The sequence below is a fragment of the Pseudoalteromonas sp. SWYJZ98 genome (assembly GCF_015864495.1).
Lineage (GTDB): Bacteria > Pseudomonadota > Gammaproteobacteria > Enterobacterales > Alteromonadaceae > Pseudoalteromonas > Pseudoalteromonas distincta.
In genome coordinates this window covers 1-17839 of sequence record NZ_JADYXA010000034.1, presented here as the reverse complement: position 1 = coordinate 17839, position 17839 = coordinate 1, and the positions used below count along the sequence as shown (strand labels likewise).

14 protein-coding genes and 2 pseudogenes are annotated in these 17839 nt (G+C 38.8%); 6 read left to right on the top strand and 10 right to left on the bottom strand.

Translation table 11 applies throughout. The features are described 5' to 3' along the window. Positions 1-224 precede the first annotated feature (224 nt). The gene (locus I6F10_RS15660) at positions 225-1553 is read right to left on the bottom strand and encodes a glycoside-pentoside-hexuronide (GPH):cation symporter (RefSeq protein ID WP_165744353.1); all 1329 of its coding nucleotides are present in this window, start codon (positions 1551-1553) and stop codon (positions 225-227) included. Between the two features lie 46 nt (positions 1554-1599). Next, positions 1600-2928: a GH1 family beta-glucosidase gene (locus tag I6F10_RS15655; protein WP_165744352.1), complete on the bottom strand. Its 1329-nt coding sequence runs from the start codon at positions 2926-2928 to the stop codon at positions 1600-1602. Positions 2929-3195: 267 nt separating this feature from the next. Here I6F10_RS15655 and I6F10_RS15650 point away from each other — a divergent pair, with 267 nt between their 5' ends. Next, complete coding sequence (locus tag I6F10_RS15650; protein ID WP_002959789.1) at positions 3196-4470, top strand: sugar MFS transporter; 1275 nt, start codon at positions 3196-3198, stop codon at positions 4468-4470. Further along, the gene (locus I6F10_RS15645; RefSeq protein WP_165744351.1) at positions 4470-7022 is read left to right on the top strand and encodes a glycoside hydrolase family 3 protein; all 2553 of its coding nucleotides are present in this window, start codon (positions 4470-4472) and stop codon (positions 7020-7022) included. Before I6F10_RS15650 ends, I6F10_RS15645 begins: the two co-directional genes overlap by 1 nt. Before the next feature lie 87 nt (positions 7023-7109). On the opposite strand, the gene I6F10_RS15640 is transcribed toward I6F10_RS15645, so the two are convergent. Beyond that, a complete protein-coding gene (locus I6F10_RS15640) occupies positions 7110-8273 on the bottom strand; it encodes a GGDEF domain-containing protein (RefSeq protein ID WP_197099104.1) in 1164 nt (387 codons plus the stop codon). Positions 8274-8428: 155 nt separating this feature from the next. Further along, positions 8429-9319 carry a TIGR01777 family oxidoreductase gene (locus I6F10_RS15635; protein WP_165744349.1) on the bottom strand — a complete coding sequence of 297 codons (891 nt, stop codon included), beginning with the start codon at positions 9317-9319 and terminating at the stop codon, positions 8429-8431. A gap of 171 nt (positions 9320-9490) precedes the next feature. On the opposite strand from I6F10_RS15635, the gene I6F10_RS15630 reads away from it, so the two are divergent. Then, positions 9491-10528, top strand: a complete 1038-nt coding sequence (locus I6F10_RS15630; protein ID WP_165744348.1) for an AI-2E family transporter — start codon at positions 9491-9493, stop codon at positions 10526-10528. A gap of 69 nt (positions 10529-10597) precedes the next feature. On the opposite strand, the pseudogene I6F10_RS15625 reads toward I6F10_RS15630, so the two are convergent. From I6F10_RS15625 to I6F10_RS15600, 6 genes and pseudogenes are all read right to left on the bottom strand, one after another. Then, positions 10598-11663 (bottom strand): annotated as a pseudogene (locus tag I6F10_RS15625) (flavin monoamine oxidase family protein). A gap of 124 nt (positions 11664-11787) precedes the next feature. After that, on the bottom strand, positions 11788-12198 hold the full coding sequence (locus I6F10_RS15620) for a hypothetical protein (protein WP_165744347.1): 411 nt from the start codon (positions 12196-12198) through the stop codon (positions 11788-11790). Continuing rightward, on the bottom strand, positions 12185-13522 hold the full coding sequence (locus I6F10_RS15615; RefSeq protein ID WP_182673450.1) for an ATP-binding protein: 1338 nt from the start codon (positions 13520-13522) through the stop codon (positions 12185-12187). The genes I6F10_RS15620 and I6F10_RS15615 overlap by 14 nt, the downstream gene beginning before the upstream one ends. Then, entirely contained in the window at positions 13516-14190 is a 675-nt protein-coding gene (locus tag I6F10_RS15610) for a response regulator transcription factor (RefSeq protein ID WP_002959806.1), read from the bottom strand. Before I6F10_RS15610 ends, I6F10_RS15615 begins: the two co-directional genes overlap by 7 nt. Positions 14191-14193: 3 nt before the next feature. Beyond that, a complete protein-coding gene (locus tag I6F10_RS15605) occupies positions 14194-14451 on the bottom strand; it encodes a PepSY domain-containing protein (protein ID WP_165744345.1) in 258 nt (85 codons plus the stop codon). Positions 14452-14613: 162 nt separating this feature from the next. Continuing rightward, the gene (locus I6F10_RS15600; RefSeq protein WP_039488129.1) at positions 14614-14916 is read right to left on the bottom strand and encodes a YciI family protein; all 303 of its coding nucleotides are present in this window, start codon (positions 14914-14916) and stop codon (positions 14614-14616) included. 189 nt (positions 14917-15105) lie between these two features. On the opposite strand from I6F10_RS15600, the gene I6F10_RS15595 reads away from it, so the two are divergent. The 3 genes and pseudogenes from I6F10_RS15595 to I6F10_RS15585 form a co-directional block, all read left to right on the top strand. Continuing rightward, the gene (locus I6F10_RS15595; RefSeq protein ID WP_165744344.1) at positions 15106-16530 is read left to right on the top strand and encodes a sodium-dependent transporter; all 1425 of its coding nucleotides are present in this window, start codon (positions 15106-15108) and stop codon (positions 16528-16530) included. A gap of 103 nt (positions 16531-16633) precedes the next feature. Next, positions 16634-17092, top strand: a complete 459-nt coding sequence (locus I6F10_RS15590) for a hypothetical protein (protein ID WP_165744343.1) — start codon at positions 16634-16636, stop codon at positions 17090-17092. 57 nt (positions 17093-17149) lie between these two features. After that, positions 17150-17839: pseudogene (locus I6F10_RS15585) on the top strand (IS30 family transposase); the annotation flags it as partial.

Sequence of the window (17839 nt, the reverse complement as noted above, 5' to 3'; positions counted from 1 at the left end):
TGTTCAAACTAGGGGCTATTTAATCGCGGCGCGAGGTTTGTAACCTAGTGGGCTAAGTAAAAACCGAGCAACAAAGAGTAAATAGCCCCTAGAAAGAACCCTTTGGGCTGCGCCTGTTTGGCATTAATGCTACGTTATCGCCCATTTATGGGGAATAACCACACTACATAGGCTCTGCCTTGCCTAAATACCAAACAGACTGCTGCAAATTTAACCTTGAAAGATCAACAGACCCTAGTTGTTAGTTTAGATTGAATATTTTCAACAACCTGATTAGTCAGTGTATATTTTTTCATTATGTAGGCAACAAATAAAGATCCAAAAGCAGGTAACACAGTAAATGAGAGCAAAATACCGTGTTGAGTATCAATAGTTTGTACTACATCAGCCTGATAGCTATAAAAAGATAACAACCAGCCTGCAATTGCGCCGCCTACTGCCACGCCCATTTTAATAAAAAATATGACACCTGAATAAACTAAACCGGTAATGCGTACACCAGTTTTTTCATGCCCGTAATCTATAGTGTCGGCCATTTTTGCCCACAACAGTGGGGTAGCCATATCTAAAAAGAATTTCCATAAAATAAAGGCTGTAAATGCGAGTACTAATTGATCTTCACTAATAAAGTAGCTAAATCCGCAAATAGCGGCAGCAATAACTTGTAAGCTTATATAGGCTTTTATTTTACAAAAGCGCTTTGCAAGCGGTTGAGCTAAAGCACACCCTAGCATGCTTGCTGCAACGCCTAGAGTCATAAAGAGGGTGATTAAATCGTCTCGACCTAAATAGTATTTTACGTAGTAAACAGCAAGCGTAAGCCTTAATACTTGACCGGTAAGTAAAAAGAACGCAGCTAAGCAAAGCGTTCGCCATTGATCGTTTTTAATTAATGCTTTAACACTTTGTGTAAAAGGAATGTTTTGCTCTTTTGGCTGTTGTATACGCTCTTTTGTGCCTAAAAAACAAAGTAAAAACAGTACAAATCCTAAAATGCTCATTGCAGTCATGGTGTATTGATAGCCCTTAGCTGCATCGCCTTGGCCAAAGTACTCAACCATTGGCATAGTACAACCCGCTACTATTACACCGCCTAACATACCAAATACAAAGCGGTAAGACTGAATAGTCACGCGCTCTTTTACGTCGCTTGTAAGTACACCGCCCAGTGCACAATAAGGAATATTGATAGCGGTGTAAGCCACCATTAGGAGTGTGTAAGTAGTAAAGGCGTAAACTATTTTATCGGTGCCTTCTAAATTAGGCGTAGTAAACGCTAAAATACTAATAATGGCAAAAGGAAGTGAAAGCCAAAGTAGGTAGGGGCGAAAGTGCCCCCAGCGCGTATGTGTTTTGTCAGCAAGGTTGCCCATTAATGGGTCGGTTACGGCATCAAAAATACGTACTGCTAAAAACATAGTACCGACAACAGCGGGTGATAAACCCACTACGTCTGTGTAGTACAGCATTAAAAACATCATAACTGTTTGAAAAATAATATTACTGGCGGTGTCGCCTAAGCCATACGCTATTTTTTCTTTTACACTGACCATGATTATTTATCCCGCTTTATACTTGTTTTTAGTTATGGGTATATTCTTATCTTTTAGAGATGAGTTCTTTATAAGCTAAGCCACTATTTTTGATAGTGCGTTGCTGCGTCTTATAATCTACATACACAATACCAAAACGTTTTAAGTAGCCTTCTGCCCATTCAAAGTTATCCATTAAGCTCCAAGCAAAGTAGCCATGAATAGTAACACCTTGTTCAATCGCATTATGAACCGCGTTTAAGTGGGTATTATAATAACTTAAACGATCTAAGTCGTTAACTTCGCCATTATTATAAGTATCGGGCATGGCTGCGCCATTTTCGGTTATATAAATAGGCGGTAGCGTGTATGTTTTATTAAGCGATACGAGCAAGTCGGTGAACGATTGCGGGTAAATTTCCCATCCCATATCAGTTAGCGGGCCTGTAGGTGCAATAGGCTCATAAATATCAGTAGGGTGCGCCTTATAAACTTGGCGGGTATAAAAGTTTATGCCTAGGTAATCGATTGGTTGCGAAATTAATTCCATGTCGCCTTCAAAAATCTCAGGCTGATGGTTTAATGGTAATTGATTAATTATATCAGGATATTGGCCATCAATTATTGGTTTGATATACCACTGATTAAGGTAATCATCTGCAAATGCAGTGGCTTTTAAGTCTTCATCACTTTGAGTAAGGCTATAACACGGCGTAAAGTTAAGCACTATGCCATTTAATGTATTAGGCGAGTTTTGCTTTAATACGCTCATAGCGAGTCCGTGGGCTAATAATAAATGGTGCGCTGCTTTACGGCCATATTCTTTACCCACTTTACCTGGGGCATGAATACCAATTTCGTAACCTAAAAACGCACTACAAAATGGTTCATTCAATGTGGCATAAGAGTGAACGCGATCGCCAAAGGCTTTGGTAATTAAATTTACGTAATGTTCAAAAGCGTAAGCTGTTTGTCTGTTAAGCCAACCGCCTTCATCTTCAAGGTGCTGCGGTAAATCCCAGTGGTACAAAGTAACAAAGGCTTTAATATTGCGACGTTTTAGCTCATCTAAAATATCAGTATAAAACTTAACGCCTACAGGATTTAACTTTCCTTCTTGGGTCATCACGCGCGGCCATGAAATAGAAAGCCTGTAAGCATCTACGCCAAGTGACTCAATAAGGTCTATATCATCACGCCAAAGGTTATAGTGATCGCACGCGGTATGACCGTCTGAGCTATCGACTATTTTATTGGGTGTATCGCAAAAAGTGTCCCAAATACATGGGAGACGATCTTGTGATCCGCCTTCTATTTGAAAAGAAGCCGTAGCCACACCGTATACAAAGTTTTTAGATAAAAGCGGTGAATGGGGTGGTAGTGATAATTTTGTCATTAATAACAAACCTTTTGTTAGTCATTTACAGAGAAATCAGCTCTGTGTTTTTGCTTAATTAATGCTGTATGAGGGTACAAAAAATAAAAAGTGTTGAAATATACAGCTTGTTCGTATTTAATTGCATATGAAAGCGCTTACATTTAAGGTTAGTGTTTATTAATTCTTAGGTCAACTCTTTAATGCTTCTGGATGGTTTAAAGACAGCTGAAAACTAAAACAGGGCAGCTTAAGAATAGATTTATAATAATAAAATACGGAGAACACATGGCAAGTTCAGCACCAGTGACAACACACACACAGTCGCAAAACTATCAGGATAAAAATTACAGTTTTGCATTAACTTCTCTAACAACATTATTTTTTATGTGGGGATTTATAACCTGCTTAAATGATATTTTAATCCCACACTTAAAAGCCGTATTTAACTTAACGTATGTACAAGCCATGTTGGTTCAGTTTTGCTTTTTTGGCGCTTACTTTTTAATGTCACTTCCAAGTGGTTATATAGTTAAAAAGGTGGGCTATAAAAAAGGCATCGTGATTGGATTATTAATTGCAGCAGTCGGGTGTATATTATTTTACCCAGCAGCGTCTTTACATAGTTACCCTGTATTTTTATTCGCTTTATTTGTACTTGCCAGCGGCATAACGTTATTGCAAGTATCTGCTAATCCTTACGTAAGTTTGTTGGGCTCCCCAAAAACTGCGTCGTCTCGACTTACGCTTACCCAAGCTTTTAATGCATTAGGTACCACTGTTGCGCCATCATTTGGTGCTCTGTTAATTCTAGACTCAGCGTCAGAAGCCTTTTTAACACCGGCTCAAAATGCAGAGTCAGTTCAACTTCCTTACCTCCTTTTAGCTGCAATGCTTATTTTACTAGCCGGTATTTTTGCTTGGCTTAAATTACCAGACATTATGAGCGAGCAAAAAGCAGAAGCCGAAAAATCAGAAGCAATTGAAGGCAGTGCTTGGCAGTATCGCCATCTTGTATTAGGTGCTGTGGGTATATTTATGTATGTAGGCGCCGAAGTGGCAATTGGTAGCTTTTTAGTAAGCTTTTTAGCACAAGAAAATATAGCAGGGCTAAAAGAGAATGTTGCAGCTCATTACATCACTTATTATTTTGGTGGTGCTATGGTTGGGCGTTTTATTGGTGCTGCTGTAATGCAAAAACTACCCGCTGGTAAAGTACTTGGCTTTAACGCAACCATGGCTATTATTTTAGTCATTATTGCCATGAGCACGTCGGGGCAATTAGCAATGTGGTCAATCCTATTGGTTGGTTTATTCAATTCTATTATGTTCCCAACTATTTTTAGTTTAGCGTTAAATGGACTTGGTAAGCATACCGCTCAAGGCTCTGGTATTTTGTGTTTGGCGATTGTAGGTGGTGCAATAGTGCCACTTTTACAAGGTGCGCTTGCTGATAGTGTGGGTGTTCAACTTTCGTATGTTTTACCTATTTTATGTTACATATTTATTGTTTTTTACGGCCTACGAGGCAGCAAACCAGTATTAGTGAAGGAGCCATCATAATGAAAACGACTTTTAAACTTAATGCATTAGCAATTGCAACGTTAGTAGGAAGTGTTACTGCACTAAGCGGATGTACTAACGAAAGCTATGTTGAAAAAGTAAATGTTGAAGCGCAATCTAAGCTTGAGAAAATTTGGCCAAAGCTTTCAATTGCAGTGAAAAAAGACCCTGCTATTGAAGCTCAAATTCTCACGTTTTTAGAAAATATGACGCTTGAGCAAAAAGTAGCGCAAATGATTCAACCAGAAATTCGTGATATTACCGTTGAAGACATGCGCAAATATGGTTTTGGCTCTTATCTTAATGGCGGTGGTGCATTCCCTAATGGCGATAAGCATGCAACGCCAGAGGATTGGGTTGCACTTGCAGAAAAAATGTATCAAGCGTCTATTGATGACTCAGTGGATGGCAGCAAAATTCCGACTATGTGGGGCACCGATGCAGTACATGGTCATAATAACGTAATTGGCGCGACACTTTTTCCACATAATATTGGTTTAGGCGCGGCTAATAACCCAGATTTAATAGAGCAAATAGCGTCTATTACCGCAGTAGAAGTAATGGCTACGGGGATAGATTGGGTATTTGCACCCACTGTAGCAGTAGTACGAGACGACCGTTGGGGCAGAACGTACGAAGGCTATTCTGAAGATCCAAAAATTGTTCACGATTACTCAGCAGCGATTGTAAATGGATTGCAAGGTAAAGCCGATGGCGACTTTTTAAGTGATAAGCGCGTTATTAGCACGGTTAAGCACTTTATTGGCGATGGCGGCACCGTTGATGGGGATGATCAGGGAAATAATATAGACAGCGAGCAATCGCTATTTGATATTCATGCTCAAGGTTACGTAGGTGGTTTGTCGGCGGGTAGTCAATCTGTTATGGCATCTTTTAATAGCTGGAATGGCGTTAAAAATCACGGCAATAAATACTTACTTACAGATGTATTAAAAACACGTATGGGTTTTGATGGTTTTGTAGTGGGAGATTGGAACGGCCATGGTCAAATTAAAGGCTGTACTAACGAAAGCTGCCCAGAAGCGGTAAATGCTGGCCTTGATATTTTTATGGTGCCAACAGGCGCGTGGAAGCCGCTATATGAAAATACAATTGCACAAGTAAAAGCAGGTAAAATAAGTATGAGCCGCATTGATGATGCGGTGGCACGTATTTTACGCGTTAAATTACGCGCTGGGTTATTTGATAAACCAAGTCCGGCTAAGCGTCTTTACTCGGGTAAAACAGAGCTTATTGGCGCGCAAGCGCATCGCGAAGTCGCACGTCAAGCTGTGCGCGAATCGCTTGTATTGCTTAAAAATAAAAATAACCTATTACCTATCGCAGCTAATCAACGCGTACTTGTAGCGGGTGATGGTGCTGATAATATAGGTAAACAGTCGGGTGGTTGGAGTATTACGTGGCAAGGGACTAATAACAAAAATACAGATTTCCCTGGAGCAACGTCAATTTACAAAGGGTTTGAAGAGCAAATATCTGCAGCAGGTGGAAGTGTTACTTTAAGTGCAGATGGTACGTTTGAACAACGTCCTGATGTTGCCATTGTTGTATTTGGTGAAGAACCATACGCAGAAGGGCACGGCGATAAAGATAACCTTGAGTTTGAACGTGGAAATAAAAAGTCATTAGCACTTTTAAACTCGCTAAAAGAGCAAGGTATCCCTGTTATATCTGTGTTTATTTCAGGTCGCCCTATGTGGGTTAACAGCGAACTTAATGCATCTGATGCGTTTGTAGCTGCATGGTTACCTGGTACAGAAGGTGCAGGTATTGCTGATGTTTTATTAAAAGCAGCAGACGGCACCATTCAAAATAACTTTAAAGGTAAGCTATCGTTTTCTTGGCCTAAATCGGCGGTACAAACTACGGTTAATAAAGGCGATGAAAATTACGATCCATTACTTCCTTATGGTTTTGGTTTAACGTACGGCGATAAAAATGTATTAGCTGACGACCTTGATGAAGACTCTAAACTTGATAACTCAGGGCTTACGAGTATGGATATACTTGTTGGTGCACCTGTAGCACCATGGCGCTTATTGTTAAAATCGGGCGATGAGCTTTTAGATGTATCGAGTAGTACTCATGAATTTGGTGCAATTAAATACCGTACTGAGGACAAAACAGTACAAGAAGACGCGCGCCAATTTAATTTCAGCGGTGCAGAAAAAGCCAGTGCTGAAATAGTAACAAGCTTTGCAGAAGATACTATTGCCTACGTTGAGGCAAATGGTGTGATTAGCTTTGATATTAAATTAAACGAAGCACTAACGAGCGATGTAGCGCTTGCTATGACTTGTTCTGGTGAGTGTGGTGCAAGCATTGATTTAGCAAACGTAGTGGATAAAACCATTGGAAATAAATGGCAGTCAGTATCAATTGATTTAGGTTGTTTTGCTGATAAGGGTGTTAATTTTGCAAACCTAACAAGCCCATTTAGCTTACACAGCGATGGTAAAGCATCAATTTCTGTAGCTAATATTCAGTTTGTGCCAAATAAAGCGGACGAGGCTACACTTTCTTGTAGGTAGTTTACAAACTCTATTGTGTGTATACCAAAGCCCTTCGAATGAAGGGCTTTTTTTATGTAGATATTAGGGCGTGTTTATCTTTGACGATTAGCTTTGCATTAATAAGCTTTTTTCATCAAAGGTAACCACTTTGTCTCGGCCTGTTTCTTTAGCTAAGTAAAGGCGTTTATCCGCATAAGCAAGTAGCTCTTTTATTGTAGCCTCACCATTGATCGCATTACTTACTCCAGCGCTTACCGAGAGGCTAATGTGTTGTCCGTCATGATAAAAAGGCTGGATACTTATATTTTTTCGTAATTGCTCTGCATCATTTTTTGCTGCACTTAGGCTGTAATCAGGCAGTAAAATGGCAAATTCTTCTCCGCCAATTCTGGCACTAATACCCACATTTAAAAATTGCTCTTTAATATGTTGAGATATCCATTTAATTGCCTGATCGCCCATTTCGTGGCCAAATTGATCGTTTACACGTTTAAAAAAGTCAATATCGAGCAAAATAACAGATACATTTTTATCTATGTTTTTAGGATTACTTAGTGCTTCCCTGCTTTTTGTAAAAAAGCCACGGCGGTTAAGTAATTGACTGAGCGTGTCGGTATTAGCAAGGCTTGAAAGCGTATGTTCAGTATTCGAAGCCAGCAGATACGGCAATATAAGTGCGCTGCAAGTAGCTAAAATTAAATGGCTACTTAAAATAAACTGGAGTGATTCAAGGTAATTAGCTGAATTAGCACCCAGGTAAGGAATTGCGAGTAATGTTGTTTGTGTGAGCATTAAAAGGGTATGAATTAAAAAGCACACAACAAGCGCTTTTTTCTGCAACGTTGCTACAAAGCTCATACTTTTAATAATGTAAGCTGAGTAGAGGTATAGGCCCGAAATAACAAAACTTGTTAGCATTTGCCCTGCTGAATAAGGATATATGGGCAGTAAGGTCAGCGCTGTAAAGCCAAGCAAATAATACAGTGGCACTAAGTTTAATGGTTTGCTGTGTTTATATTTATGTAATCCAACAATAATTAAAAATGGACTTAGTAATATAAAAATATCAGCCAAATAGTGTGTAATAAAAGGCACGTCTATTACTAACTTTAAACAGGCAAGTAATTCGGCAAATGCAAAAGTGATACACGCTAGGCCAAATAATAAAAATGATGTTTGTTTTTTAAAGTTATGTAAAGATAAAAAAAATAGGCCTATTAATACGTTAAGAATGAAAGAGAGACTGATCACTGTAGGCAGGTGTAGCATTTAAGATTCTCTTTTATTAAAGATAGGCGTGGTTGGCGTGGAAAACGTGCTGATTATTATGTATTAATGTTTAAAGGTCAATATGGGTAAAAAGTAGTAATCTACCCATGTATCTAATTTGAAAAAGATTTTAACTGAACGAATATTAACGCCCGCTAAACCAAGCTCTCTAAAGCCGATTTTATATCAGGATGATGAAAACGATAATTGTGAACGAGTGCCTTTTTAGGGACTACAAATTGCCCCGTTGTTAATAAGTCTGACATTTCACCCATTAATAGTTTAAGTGCTGCAGTGGGCATAGGAATAAATGCAGGTCGAGAGAGCGCCTCGCCTAAGCTTTTACTAAATTGAGCATTGCTTACAGGGTTGGGTGCTGTTGCGTTAACAGGGCCTGATATTTCTGGGTGTTTAATAATAAAGAGTATTAGCTGAATCATATCGTCTATGTGTATCCACGACATACCTTGCTCGCCGTTACCAATCGGGCCGCCTAAACACAATTTAAAAGCAGGCAACATTTTTCCAAGTGCACCTCCTTTTTTAGCTAAAACAATACCGGTGCGCAAAAGGCATACTCTAGTTTGTTCTGATTGTGCAAGTAGTGCTGCACTTTCCCAGTCTTTACAAAGCTGGTGGCTAAATTCATTGTGTGGGCTCTCAAACGTTTCATCGATATGATTACTATTTTGTCGACCATAAAAACCGACGGCACTTCCAGATATAAAGGTATGCGGGGGAGAACTACAGGCTTTAATAGCTTCACTAATTTGCTGTGTAATATCAATACGGCTGTTTCGTATTATTTGCTTTTGTTTGTCGCTCCAGCGTTTATTTACAATCGGCTCGCCAGCAAGATTAATAACGATATCAACAGTGTTAAAATCAACATCACTAATGTCACTTACGGCTTTAACTTTGTGGCCTAATAATACATTTGCTTTAGTTGGATTGCGGCTAAGTACAGTAACAGTATTATGATGAAGTAAAAAAGGGCATAAGTGCTTACCAATTAATCCGGTCGCGCCAGTTATAAATATATGCATTATTAATCCTTACAATAAAATAGAAGCAAGTGATTAAAAAAACATACTCGCTAGCAAACGGCTTTGCAAATTTATACGTACAACAGGCTTTTATGATCACTTCGTAATTATTTCATTTAATTACCTTTTGCCTTACACTGGGGCGATATAGTTAATAAAAGGATTAATAAATTGGCAAGTTTAACTGGAGTGAATAAAAGCTTAATAGTTTTTGCTTCCTTAGTAGTGGTACTCGCCGGAATAAAAGCCGCGAGTGTAATTATTATTCCGTTTATTTTGGCGGCATTTATTGCCATTATTTGTAACCCGCTTATCAAGTTTTTTGCGCGCTACAAAATTCCTAAAGGCATTGCTGTTATGCTGGTAGTGCTTATTATAGTTGGCTTAGGTGTAAGCCTTGGTGGGCTTGTAGGGCAATCTATCAACGATTTTTCTCAGCAGCTTCCTGAGTATAAAACACAACTTAAAGAAGAATTTGTGTGGCTGGTCGATTTAGCATCTCAATACAACATATTGATCAATAAAGATCAGTTAATTAATATGTTCGACCCTGGCAAAATGGTTGATGTGGCCACTAATATGCTCACTGGGTTAGGTGGCGTAATGGCAAACATGTTTTTAATTATTTTAACGGTTGTTTTTATGCTGTTTGAAGGGCCAATGCTGAGCAAGAAAATACATATGGCACTTGAAGACCCTGATAGTAAAATGAAGCAAATTGACCGCTTTTTAGAATCCATTAATTCATACTTGGCAATTAAAACGCTAGTAAGTTTAGGGACGGGTATTATTGCTGCGTTTTATTTATGGATTTTAGACGTTGACTACTTCGTGCTTTGGGGCGTGTTGGCATTTATGTTCAATTACATTCCAAATATAGGTTCAATTATTGCGGCTGTACCAGCTATATTACTTGCCCTTATTACTCAAGGCCCGTTAGTGGCAGGACTTGTTGCTGCAGGATATTTAACAATAAATACGGTAATGGGTAATATTGTAGAGCCTAAATTTTTGGGTAAAGGGCTGGGTCTTTCAACGTTAGTGGTGTTTTTATCATTAATATTTTGGGGCTGGTTATTAGGTACTGTGGGTATGCTTTTATCTGTACCATTAACAATGATTGTAAAAATAGCCCTAGAAGCCAGTGCAGAGGGCAAGTGGGTTGCCACTTTAATGGGCAGTGGTGAAGACGTTACTAAAAATAACTAACATTTATAACCATCAAGGGCTGTAAAATTAAAGCCCTTGATGGTTAAGTTATCAATAAATACAGGGCAATTAATTAACAAACGATTTAATAGCGTCATCCACAGCGTTTATTGCGCCTTCTAAATATCCTGCTTCTTGTTTTGCAAACTCACTCGCTACAAAATGAATGTTGAGGTTACTTAATTGCTCTTCCAAGTTTGAAAAATCAAATTCTGGGTGCTGTGAAGGCTGAGTTTGATCGTCTCTATTAGCTACAAATTTATCCTCTGCCCAGTCTTTAATAAAGTATCCGGTTGCCTTTTCAGAATCCTTACCATAAAAGTAGCTGAGCTGTTGGGCACAGGCTTGAATTAATTGCTCTTGAGTTACTTGGTTTCGTGATAAGTAGGGGACACCTATAAAGCCAAATAATGCGGCGTAATTACTATCCTCAGCACTGGCATCGTGAATTTCGACCATAGGGCCTACGCGGCTAAAGCATTGCCCAGATAAGTTTTTATCACGCCAAAATGCATGTTCAAAAGTAGCTATAAATTTGGCTTGTCCTGCCATCCATGTAGGTACACTATTGAGGCGGTTTATGAGTGTTGGAGTCGCCCATAGTTCAGGTGTTAAATGCGTTGTAACCATACGAGGAGGAATTGCTGAAATTAATTTGCCAGTAGTAAAGTGCTTTATATTGCCTAAGTGATTAACAGTAACTTGCCAGCTATTATCGTTCTTTTTAAGCTCAGTGACATTGTGTTCTAATAATATTGAATCAGGATTAAGTTGCTCATATAAGGCAGTTATTAAGGTATTCATGCCGTGTTTGAGTCTAAATAGTTGCATATCTCCAGCACCTGCAATTTGTTGAGGTTGCTTTGAGTTAGGTGCTTGATATAACACATCTCCTTTATTGTATTGCTCAAATATACTTAAGTTGAGTGACTTTAATAGCGCTTGAATTTTTGGTTGGTGGGGAAATATCCACGTAGGACCCAAATCAAAACTAATATCGTTATTTATTTGTGATTGCGCGGCAAAAATTCGGCCACCTAACTGCGATTTAGCTTCTAATAATAAGTAGTTGTAATTTATACACACTGTATAAACCAGCAAGTCCGCCACCTATAATAATTACTGGTTTAGTCATTTGTTTACCTATTAGTTATTTAGCAATCTACTAGTAGGTAGTTTGTTTTGATATTAATAAATTGTCAAGTAAGCTAAAGGAAACGAGTAAAGAAACGTAACTAGTTTAGTGTGCTTAAGTTACGTTAAAATGGGTGTTTTAGTGATTCTGTAAATTGATTTATAAGCTCAATTTCACACAGTTTATAGCTAATGGCTGCGGTTGTCGCATTAGGAAGTTTTATTAAGTAACGCCATTGGCAGGCGCTCTCAAGGTACTTTTCATTATTTTTAATGCTGCGCATAAATAACGGCAGCACTTGCGTATTGCCTGTGCTTTCTTGTGATTTAGTGAGCTCATATTTACGCTTTTGTATCCAACTGCCTTGTGCTTGTTTTGCTTTATCAATTTGGCTATCTAGGCATTGAATATATCGCTTAGCTTCATCGGTTGTTGCTTTAGCGGCTAAAGTACATGCCTCATCTGCAAAGCTGTATTGGCTTGAAGCTAATAACACAATGGCAGTTAGTTGTAATAAATGGTTACTTTTTGTCATTGTAATTAAACTCTAAAATAAATTGAGCGCCGCCTAAGTTATCAGCTTCTGTAATGGTAAGTGTACCGCGATAGGACTTAACCAAGTCAGATACAATTGCCATCCCAACGCCGTGTCCACTTTCGTATGTATCCAGACGAGTACCCCGTGTAAGTAGAGATTCACGTTTATCCTCTGGTACGCCAGGGCCATCATCGCTAATTCCAATACACAAAGTTTTGCTTTGAATAACTTGTATTGCTACTTGTGAGCGACACGCTTTACAGGCGTTATCAATCAGATTGCCAAGTAATTCCATTAAATCTGTTTGGTCACCTAAAAAGTAATCTTTTTCGGTTACGGTGCAGGTAAAAATAATATCTTTATCACGGTACACTTTTGCCATAGCACTGAGTATTGAATCGAGTACTGGCTTAATAGGTGTTTGTTTTTTCCAGGTGTCTGATGCACCGGTTGCAGCACGCTTTAATTGGTGCTCGATCATCACATTAATTCGGTCGAGTTGTTCTTGTGCATCGGCATCGTTTGCCAATGGACTTGATTTTAGCACCGCAAGCGGTGTTTTAAGTGCATGAGCAAGGTCGCTTAATGAGGCTCTGTAACGCTCTTTTTGGCGTTGTTGAGACTCAAGTAGCAAGTTTAGGTCTGCTTTTATTGTTTGCAGTTCTACAGGGTAGAGGCCTTTAATTTCTTGAATATCACCCGATTCAATTGCTTTTATTTCTTTATCGAGTCGTTGGAGTGGGCGAGCGCTCCAAATAAAACCAATCGCCATCAGGCCTGCAATTGCAATGCCCATTATAAACATCCAATCTACAAGGGTTTGCTTAAAACCATCCATTAAACGAAGTAGAGCGTCATTACGTTTAACTAATATAAAGCGAGCTTGTTCTGATTGATCTATGTTATTTAAAATTACAGTCAGGCTAAGTTGCCAGTACGCGGTGTTATTATACTCCACGCGCCTGAAATCGGCAGCACCGGCTTTGGTTTCTATTTGCTCTGGTACATAGTTTAAGTTTACAGCCGATTCTGAGTTCCAAACAGGATCATCATCGCGGTAAATCATTGCGTAGGTATCTGAATTTAATCTGTTTAACTCAGGCGCTAAAATAGTGCTGGGCATAATAATACCATGCTCAGTAAAGTCGACTTCAGATATTAGCGAGTAAAGCTGTGCTTCGAGAGTTTTTTCAGTCGCATCAACAAGTGAAGCGTAATACGCTTTGCCAATTGAATAAAATAAGATAGGGAGCGCGACTAATAAAACAAAGACAAGGATAAATCCTTGCCTTATTTTTAACGATATTTGCGGTATTACCACTGGCTTTTAAGCCTGTAACCACGCCCACGTAGTGTCTCTACTGGGTTTAGCACACCATCAGGGTCAAGCTTTTTACGCAAACGTAGTACAAATACTTCAATTACGTTTGAATCAAGATCGAAATCTTGGTCGTAAATATGCTCAGTAAGTTCTGATTTAGAAATTACTTTTTGCGGATTTACCATTAAGTATTCAAGTACTTTATACTCGTAAGCTGTAAGGCTAAGCTCTTTATCATCAACCCATACTTGTTGAGAACGTGTATGAATTTTAATTGGGCCCGCAGTCATTTCTGGATTTGCTTTACCAGCACTGCGACGAATTAATGCATTACAACGTGCAATAAGTTCTTCAACATGAAATGGTTTGGTAAGGTAGTCATCAGCACCTGCATCTAAACCTTCTACTTTATCCTGCCAGCGATCGCGCGCTGTTAAGATTAAAATAGGAATAGTAATGCCCTGTGCTCGTGCTTTATTGATTAGCTCAATACCGTCTATTTTAGGTAAACCTAAATCAACTACGGCCATATCAAGCGGGTATTCTGTAATGTGGAAAAGACCTGCTTCACCATCGTGACATAAATCCACGCTGTAACGTTCTTTTTCTAAAGCATTACGTAGGTTATCTGCTAAATGTAAATCGTCTTCAATAACTAAAATTCGCATTTGTTAATCCTTTTTCACTTCGCCGGTTTTTTTATTTATATGTAAATCAACGACGTGGCCGTCAGATTTGAGTATTCGTACGGTATAAAAATCTGTTTTTTCGGTAATTTTTAAGGTCTTACCGCCTATTGTTTTCTTTGCAAGTATTACGGCTTTCTTTTTGTCCACCTCAGCATGAGATGCTTGGGTGGCCGTCGCTGCTTGAGCAATGTTAGCTAAGCTAACACAAGCAATAAAACCGAGGCTTAATAATACGCGCATAATGGAAAACTCCTAGACCAGACCCACTTAGTTTAATTAACTAAGTTACTAAAATTCAAGTAAAAACGCTAAATTCGCTTTTATCTCAGTAATTTTAATTAAAATCTTGTGAACAAACCCTGAATTACAGTGCAACGCACGCTCTTAGGGTTTAATACACTTTTAAGCAGGGAACACTTTTTTGAAAGGTTTAACAACTGTATTTTCATAGATGCCAGCGGCAACGTAAGGGTCAGCTGCTGCCCATTCTCGAGCGGCTTCAATTGACTCAAACTCAGCAACAACTAATGAACCGGTAAAACCTGCTTCTTGAGGATCTTCACTATCGACTGCCGGAAACGGACCTGCGGTAAGTAAACGATTTTGAGAATCAAGCTCACTAAGGCGCGCTAAATGTGCAGGGCGTGCTGCTTTTCTAAGCTCTAAGCTATTTTCAACGTCTGTTGAATGAATCATGTACAACATAAGTAATCTCATAAAAATTGTTAAATTTGATTAACGCAATACTACCACAGCGTTGAAAATTGGTGAATTAAAAGCGTATTTACACAGGTTTACACATCGATTTTATTTTTACACTGTAATTGCTTGAAAATCTCTGTGTAACACTGGTAGAGTCGCTGAAATATACAAAATAATAAAAAGGTTTCAAGCATGAGCGAAAATAGAGAACGATTTAGTTCCCGTCTCGGATTCATATTAGCGGCGGCAGGTTCGGCTGTAGGTATTGGTAATTTAGTTGGCTTTCCGGTTTCTGCTACTAAAAATGGCGGCGGCGCATTTTTATTAATTTACGCTTTATTTGTCGTATTCATTTGTTTACCAGTCATGATGGCTGAAATGGCAATGGGTCGTAACGCTCAAAAAGATCCACTTGGTTCGTATAAGCTATTATCAAATAACGATAAAAAATGGAAGTTTGCAGGCTTTTTAGCCGTGCTTACACCATTTATGATTGCTGTATTTTATATGGTAATTACGGTTTGGATTTTTGGCTATTTAACGCAAACAGGCCTAGGTAATTTAGATTTATTAGCTGATCCCGGCCACTTTGGTGTTTTTATCAATAGTTACACTGTGTTTGGTTATATGGCCGTTGTGGTTATTATGGTGAACTTAATTTTATTAGGCGGTGTTAAGCAGGGCATAGAAAAAGCCGCTAAGTTTTTAATGCCCGCTTTATTGGTTATGCTGCTTGCCCTCGTTATTTATGTATTAACGCTTGATAACGCAATGGCCGGTGTTAAATACTATATTATTCCTGATTTTTCTAAAATGAATGCAAGTGTCTTAAATGGCGCATTAAGCCAAGCGTTTTTCTCGCTATCTTTGGGCATGGGTATCTTAATGACTTACGCATCTTATATTTCTAAAAAGGATGACATTGTCAGTAGCGCTAAAATGGTTGCTATTACTGACTCACTTGTTGCGTTTGTAGCTGGTTTAATGGTGCTACCCGCTATATTTAGTTTTGATCCAAATACAGACCCTGCAGCACTTTCTGACTCGTCTGTATCGATGATTTTTGTATACCTACCTAAAATCTTATTAGCACTGCAAAATGATATTGGCTATGTAGGTGCATCTATTGTTGCATTCTCATTCTTTTTATTAGTATTTTTTGCAGCAATTACCTCACTTGTTTCAATAGTAGAAGTCCCGACTGCAACCCTAAGTGACCGCAAAGGTATTAGCCGTAAAAAAGCATTGGGCATCCTTACACTTTCAACCGGCGTACTTACTATTTTATGTACAATGTCGTTTGGTATGATTGACAGCCTTACTTCGTTCACCAGTTATGGCGGCGTTAATAAGAGCTTCTTTGATATTATTGTTGATGTATTTTACGACACAATTTTACCGCTTAATGGCTTAATGGTGTGTTTATTTGTAATGTATCGCTGGAAAAAAGCACGCTTAACACAAGAGCTAAGCTTAGGTTCGCCTAATTATGCGGGAAGCTTTATGGAAAAATACGTTAACTTTTCACTTTCAACGTTTATTCCTGTTATTTTAGCTGTGATATTTATTAATACAGTGGCGACTAAGTTTTTCCACTTAAAAATATTTGGCTTTTAAATAGACCTCTTTAAAGCTTATTGAATAATATAATGCCGCTCAGCTAAGCTCTGCGGCATTTTTTATGAGCGTTTCTACAGGTATCTGTTAAAAGGATTTAAAAATGAATAAAATTATTATCGGGTTTGCTTTTGCTATTTCATCATTTGGCGCATTTGCACAAAGCGCTGATGGTTGGCCAGAAGGCGGTGCAATGCACACTGGCAAAATTTATAATTTAGAGGGTAATAGGTACAAAACTAAAATCAGTAAAATGATGGATGAAATTTACCCACAACTAACTGATGATTACCAAGTTGATGCAGTTAAAGCACAAATAATAGCATGGGAGCCGTATATAGACGCTACATGTAACGTTGTTGGCATAGCAACGGGGGCAGGTGGCTCTTGGCCCTCAACGTATAGTGTTAAATGCGAAAGAAGCCTAAGTTATGATAGATACTTTGCAACTAAAAACGCGCTGAAGTGCGTTAATAGATTAAGCAAAGAAGAGTTTGTAGGGCGTAGCGAAAAGTTAAATTGCCTAGATTCAAATTGTAAGTGCATAACTTGTTTTGGCTAGATTAAGTGGTCAGTTGCTCATAAGCTAACTACTTTTTCTCCGGCAAGAGATTTTACAATGAGACATTACAAACAACTGACCTATGCGCAAAGATGCCAGATCGCCGTTCTAAAGAAAAGCGGTTTTACGCAACAAAGTATTGCTGAGCTAACTAATTTATCGCAATCTACGATTTCAAGAGCGCTTTCTAGAAATACAGGTAAGCGAGGTTACAGACACAAACAAGCTCATGAGCGGGCTTTGTTTCGCCGAAGAAGTGTAAGAAAACCGCTTAAGATGACACCTGAAATGATAGCTTTAATTACCCAGAAGCTTAATGAGAAGTGGAGCCCTGAACAAATAACGGGATGGTTGCGTAAAGAAAGTGAACGGTCTGTCAGCCATGAATGCATTTATCTGTATATCTGGGAAGATAAAAAAGCAGGTGGTGAGTTATACCTACATCTGNTGAATGCATTTATCTGTATATCTGGGAAGATAAAAAAGCAGGTGGTGAGTTATACCTACATCTGCGCCGACACGGTAAGAAATATCACAAGCGCAGTCATGGTAAAACAAACCGAGGGCAAATAAAAAATCGCGTTAGCATTGAAGAACGCCCACAAATAGTTGATGAGAAAGGTCGTATCGGAGATTGGGAAATAGATACCGTCATAGGTAAAGGTCATCGAGGCGCCCTTGTTACCATTGTAGAGCGGGTCACCCAATTCACTGTATCAACGCAGGTGGCAGGCAAAACAGCACAAG